5 protein-coding genes are annotated in these 4529 nt (G+C 64.2%); 2 read left to right on the top strand and 3 right to left on the bottom strand.

Annotation, left to right across the window (positions count from 1 at the left end; all coding sequences use genetic code 11):
• Positions 1–867, top strand: an 867-nt coding sequence (locus WA904_RS18215) for a hydroxysqualene dehydroxylase (RefSeq protein ID WP_425198540.1), incomplete at its 5' end; no start/stop codon positions are given.
• A gap of 45 nt (positions 868–912) precedes the next feature.
• Here WA904_RS18215 and WA904_RS18210 read toward each other — a convergent pair.
• Both WA904_RS18210 and WA904_RS18205 read right to left on the bottom strand, forming a co-directional pair.
• Positions 913–1569 carry a glutathione S-transferase family protein gene (locus WA904_RS18210; protein WP_425198539.1) on the bottom strand — a complete coding sequence of 219 codons (657 nt, stop codon included), beginning with the start codon at positions 1567–1569 and terminating at the stop codon, positions 913–915.
• Positions 1566–2279, bottom strand: coding sequence for an HAD family hydrolase (locus WA904_RS18205; RefSeq protein ID WP_425198538.1), 714 nt, complete (start codon positions 2277–2279; stop codon positions 1566–1568). The genes WA904_RS18210 and WA904_RS18205 overlap by 4 nt, the downstream gene beginning before the upstream one ends.
• Positions 2280–2298: 19 nt before the next feature.
• On the opposite strand from WA904_RS18205, the gene hemH reads away from it, so the two are divergent.
• On the top strand, positions 2299–3402 hold the full coding sequence (gene hemH, locus WA904_RS18200; RefSeq protein WP_425198537.1) for a ferrochelatase: 1104 nt from the start codon (positions 2299–2301) through the stop codon (positions 3400–3402).
• 48 nt (positions 3403–3450) lie between these two features.
• Here the strand turns inward: hemH and WA904_RS18195 are convergent, their stop codons facing one another.
• A complete protein-coding gene (locus tag WA904_RS18195) occupies positions 3451–4233 on the bottom strand; it encodes a DUF4189 domain-containing protein (RefSeq protein WP_425198536.1) in 783 nt (260 codons plus the stop codon).
• Positions 4234–4529 lie beyond the last annotated feature (296 nt).

The following is a 4529-nucleotide window of genomic DNA, read 5'->3' as shown; positions in this document are numbered from 1 at the left end:
GGCTTTCGCTGTGCGCCCGAACTGTCCGTGGCCCAGCTGTGCCGCAGCCTGACACCTGCCGTGATGTCCACCCTGATCGAGCCGCTCTGTGTTTCGGCGCTCAACACGCCGGCGCACCGCGCCAGTGCCCAGGTCTATCTGCGTGTGCTGCGCGATGCCCTGTTCGCCGAGTCCGGCGGCTCCAACCTGCTGCTGCCGCGCCGGGACCTGAGCGCACTGCTGCCCGACGCGGCGCTGGCCTGGGTCGCGCAGCAAGGCGGCGAGGTTTGCCTGGGCCGCCGTGTGCTGACCCTGGCCTCCACCGCCACAGGATGGCTGGTGGACGGGGTCCCGTTCGACCGTGTCGTCCTGGCCTGTCCGCCCGCCGAGGCCGCACGGCTGGCTGAAACCTGCGGCCTGCCTTGCGGAACCTGGCTGGCAGCGGCCCGCGCGCTCCAGTTTGAAGCCATCACCACCGTCTACGCCTTTTGTCCCGGCGCGCGCCTGGCGCAACCCATGCTCACGCTGCGCGCCGGCACACCGGAGGGCGACGCACCCGCACAATTTGTATTCGATCGCGGCCAGCTCGGCGGGCCGGCCGGCCTGCTCGCCTTTGTGGTCAGCGCCAGCAGCGTGGACTCTGCCGCGCTGGCGCAACGCGTGCTGGCCCAGGCCGGGCAGCAACTCGGACTCAAGGCCCTGCAAGCCGTGCAAACGATTGTGGAAAAACGCGCGACCTTTGCCTGCCTGCCCGGCCTTGAGCGGCCACCGATGCAAGTGCTTCCGGGGCTGCTTGCCTGCGGTGACTATATCGACGGACCCTATCCGGCCACGCTGGAAGGCGCGGTGCGTTCGGCGCTGCAGGCCGCGCAATTTGCTACCAAATAGGTAGCTGCTTGCCCCCGCCCCATTAGGGCTGGAGGCATTTTTTGCTTATGTTTTCGGCGGCTGAAGACTCTTGCGCTCGTTCTTGGCCATCACGCGCACCTGCAGCTGCGCGGGGCGCGCCAGGCAGCGCTCTAGCCAGCCGGCCAGCCGCGGGCACTGCGCCATCGCTTCGGCGCGCTGAGCCCAGGCCAGCACCGACGCCACGCAGATGTCGGCCACGGTGAAGCGTTCGCCCGCCACATAGCTGCGTGTCTGCAGATGCTGCTCCAGCACACGCAGCGCAGGGGCCAGGCGCTGCTCCGCCTTCAGTGCCAGCTCGGGCTTGCGTCTGTCTTCGGGCATGGCCACGCGGTGCATGAGGAAAGTCAACGCATCCTGTTCGCATTCGGTCACGGCCCAGAAACTCCAGCGCAGGATGTCGGCCTGCTCCGCATGGTTCAGCGCGCCCAGCGAGGCCTGCCCTTCGCCCGGGAAACGCCCGGCCAGGTACAGGACACAGGCCATGGACTCCCAGACCAGCACGCCGTTGTCGTCGATCACCGGAATATGCCCGTTGGGGTTGAGCGCAAGGAACGCCGGCGTGCGGGTTGCCCCGCCTTCATAAGGCTGGGCAACGTGCTCATACACCAGGCCGAGTTCCTGCGCGACCCACAGGGGGCGTGAAGTGCGTGAGGCGGCGATGCCGTAAATCTTCAGCGTCATGGTTTTTCTTTCTCTGCAAGCCTGAACAGGTCGCACAGCTCGGTCAGGCTGGTCACGGTTTCATGCGGCGATGATTCATGCGTCCACAGATGGTCGGCGCGGTTGACCCAGGCCGTCTGCATGCCCGCATTGAGCGCACCCAGCACATCGAGGGTGGCGTCATCGCCCACATGCAGTACGTTGTGGGGATGCACATCCACCGCGCCCGCCGCCGCGAGAAAAATCCGCGGATCGGGCTTGCCCACGCCGAACTCCTGTGCGCTGATGGCGGCGCGGAAATAGGGCCCCAGCCCGATGCGTCCCACATCGGCATTGCCATTGGACAGCGCCACCACCGGGTAACGCGCGGAGAAAAACTCCAGCGCGAGCATCGCATCGTCGAACAGTGTCACTTCGTGGCGCGCGGCAAAAAAAACTTCAAACGCCTCATCGGCCAGCAGAGGGTTTTCCTTGGAGCGGTACAAGGCCAGCCGAATGGCCTCGCGCCGGATGGCGCTGAGGTTATGCCTGAGTTCGGGCCGGGTCCGGACCACCTGCTCGCGGATGTCATGCCGTGCCGTGGGGTTGGCAAACAGCGCCGCGGTCATGGGCGCGTGGCGGCCCAGCCATTCGTCAAGTGCGGACTCGGCCCGTTCTATCACGGGCCAGACTGGCCAGAGGGTATCGTCAAGGTCAAGGGATATGGCTTTAATAATTGTCAGGTCAAGCATAGGTAAGGGAGAATAACCCATGTCTTTTTCCCCCGAACCCACCTTTGTGCACGGTCAGGCACCCAGTGCCGCCAGCGGTACCGCGGTGCTGTACTGCAACCTCGGCACGCCCGCCGCGCCGACGGCTGCAGCACTGCGCCCCTACCTCGCGCAATTCCTCAGTGACCCACGCGTGATCGAAATCCCCAAGGCGCTGTGGTGGCTGATCCTGCACGGCATCATCCTGCGTGTGCGTCCGAAAAAATCGGCCACCAAATATGCCAGCATCTGGACCGCGGAAGGCTCGCCGCTGAAGGTGTGGACCGCCAGGCAAGCCGTGCTGCTGCGCGGCTACCTGGGCGAACGCGACCATTTTGTCGAAGTGCGTTATGCCATGCGTTATGGCCAGCCCTCCATCGCCTCGCAGCTCAATTCACTCAAGGCCGAGGGCGTGACGCGCATCCTGGTGTTGCCGGCCTATCCGCAATACAGCGGCACCAGCACCGCCAGCGTGTTCGATGCCGTGTACAGCTGGGCCGCAAAAACGCGCCGCATTCCCGAGTTCCGCTTTGTCAACAACTACCATGACCACCCCGGCTATATCGACGCGCTGGCGGCTTGTGTCCGCGCACACTGGGCCAGCAACGGCCGCGCCGAAAAGCTGGTCATGAGTTTCCATGGCGTGCCCGAACGCACGCTGCATCTGGGCGACCCCTACCACTGCGAATGCCACAAGACTGCGCGCCTGCTGGCCACCGAGCTGGGACTGGGCAAGGAGCAATACCGCGTGACATTCCAGTCGCGCTTTGGCAAGGCCAAATGGCTGGAGCCCTACACCGAGCCCACGCTGGTGGCCCTTGCCCGGGCCGGCACCAGAAACGTCGACGTGATCTGCCCCGGCTTCACCGGTGATTGCCTGGAGACACTGGAAGAAATTGCGCAGGAAGCCAGTGAAGCCTTTCTGCATGCCGGAGGGCAGAGCTTCAACTACATCCCCTGCCTGAACGACAACCCGGTGTGGCTGGCCGCCTTGAGCGATATTGCGCAGCAGCATCTCTCGGGCTGGCCAACCCACACAGCACCCGATGCGCAGGCGCTCGCCGCCTCCCGCGCCGCGGCCCTCGCACGCGGGGCCAGGCAGTAATACCGCAGACAGGCAGCGACCGCCAGGGCCCGCTGCTACGCGGCCGGTTCAATTCCTGGTAATGACCACCGCACCACCGGCGCCACCGGTGTCATTGTTTTCTCCACGCATCACGTTGGCGCTGCTGATGCTCACGGTGTAGGTGTCGGGATCGTATTTGCCGGAACCGAGCAGATAGACGGGATTGCTGCCCTGGATGATGACGGTATTTCCCCGGACGGTGATCCGCGTGTCCTGCTGGACCTTCTTGGACTGGCCCTGGTTGTTGGTGTAGGCCAATACCATCACGCCCCTGTAAATGCCGTTGCCGGCTTTCTCATTGACCTGCAGTGTTCCCCTATAAGGAAAGCCGGCCGACCCTGCGTATTCCACACGCCAGTTGCCCTGTATCTGGAATTCCGCACTGGCCGGCTTGTTCTCCCTAGACCCCGCATCCGAGTCGGCCGAAGCCTTCGTGGCATCACAGCCCCATGAACGAACCTTGCAGCTTGAGCCACCCTTGGCCCGGCACTCCGACAGCGCCCGCTGCTGGACGATGGCGCTCGTCGCACCTGTTCCCCAACCGTAGGCATTGGACCCCTTGGCCTGATCTGCGGCGTAGGCTCCGCATTCAGCGCGAAAACGAAGGACCACGGCGCAATCCGAACCACACTCCCTCAAGGCGCGCTGTTCCGCCTGCTCGGTGTTGGGATGGTTGAAGGAGAAACCGTATTTTTCGCCCTGCAGGCTGTCAATCGCCAGCGCGCCTGCCGCCATGGCCTGGCCACCGGCCAAAGAAAGCAGCAAGGTAAAAACAAGTCTGGCTGCAACAGCCCGGATTCCAGAAATCATGGTGGTGGTTCCTTCTTGGGAATATTTCAAATACAAAGTGAAAAACTGCGCCCCGGATGGAGGCCCTGCGCAGAGAATAACCGGCGCTGGTGACAATCAGGATCCCATGAACATGGGGTCGTGGCAAGGCCTGGCCAGAAAGCCCTATTGAAACCGCGCCTTCAACGCAGCCTGAACCTGCATCAACACGCTGCCCCAGTCACCCAGCGCAGACTGCCTGAACAGCCTGGCCGAGCCATACCAGGGGCTGTCGATCCTGTCCAACAGCCAGCGCCAGTCCGGGCTGAAGGGCAGGA

Origin of the sequence: Polaromonas sp. (assembly GCF_049790275.1) — a bacterium.
In the GTDB taxonomy this organism is placed as follows: domain Bacteria; phylum Pseudomonadota; class Gammaproteobacteria; order Burkholderiales; family Burkholderiaceae_C; genus Polaromonas.
This window is presented reverse-complemented; position numbering and strand designations above follow the sequence as displayed.

Bases quoted from the DNA above. Each gene is read 5' to 3' on its own strand.
- WA904_RS18210 (WP_425198539.1), bottom strand. From the start codon at position 1,569: ATGACGCTGAAGATTTACGGCATCGCCGCCTCACGCACTTCACGCCCC.
- WA904_RS18205 (WP_425198538.1), bottom strand. From the start codon at position 2,279: ATGCTTGACCTGACAATTATTAAAGCCATATCCCTTGACCTTGACGAT.
- hemH (WP_425198537.1), top strand. From the start codon at position 2,299: ATGTCTTTTTCCCCCGAACCCACCTTTGTGCACGGTCAGGCACCCAGT.
- WA904_RS18195 (WP_425198536.1), bottom strand. From the start codon at position 4,233: ATGATTTCTGGAATCCGGGCTGTTGCAGCCAGACTTGTTTTTACCTTG.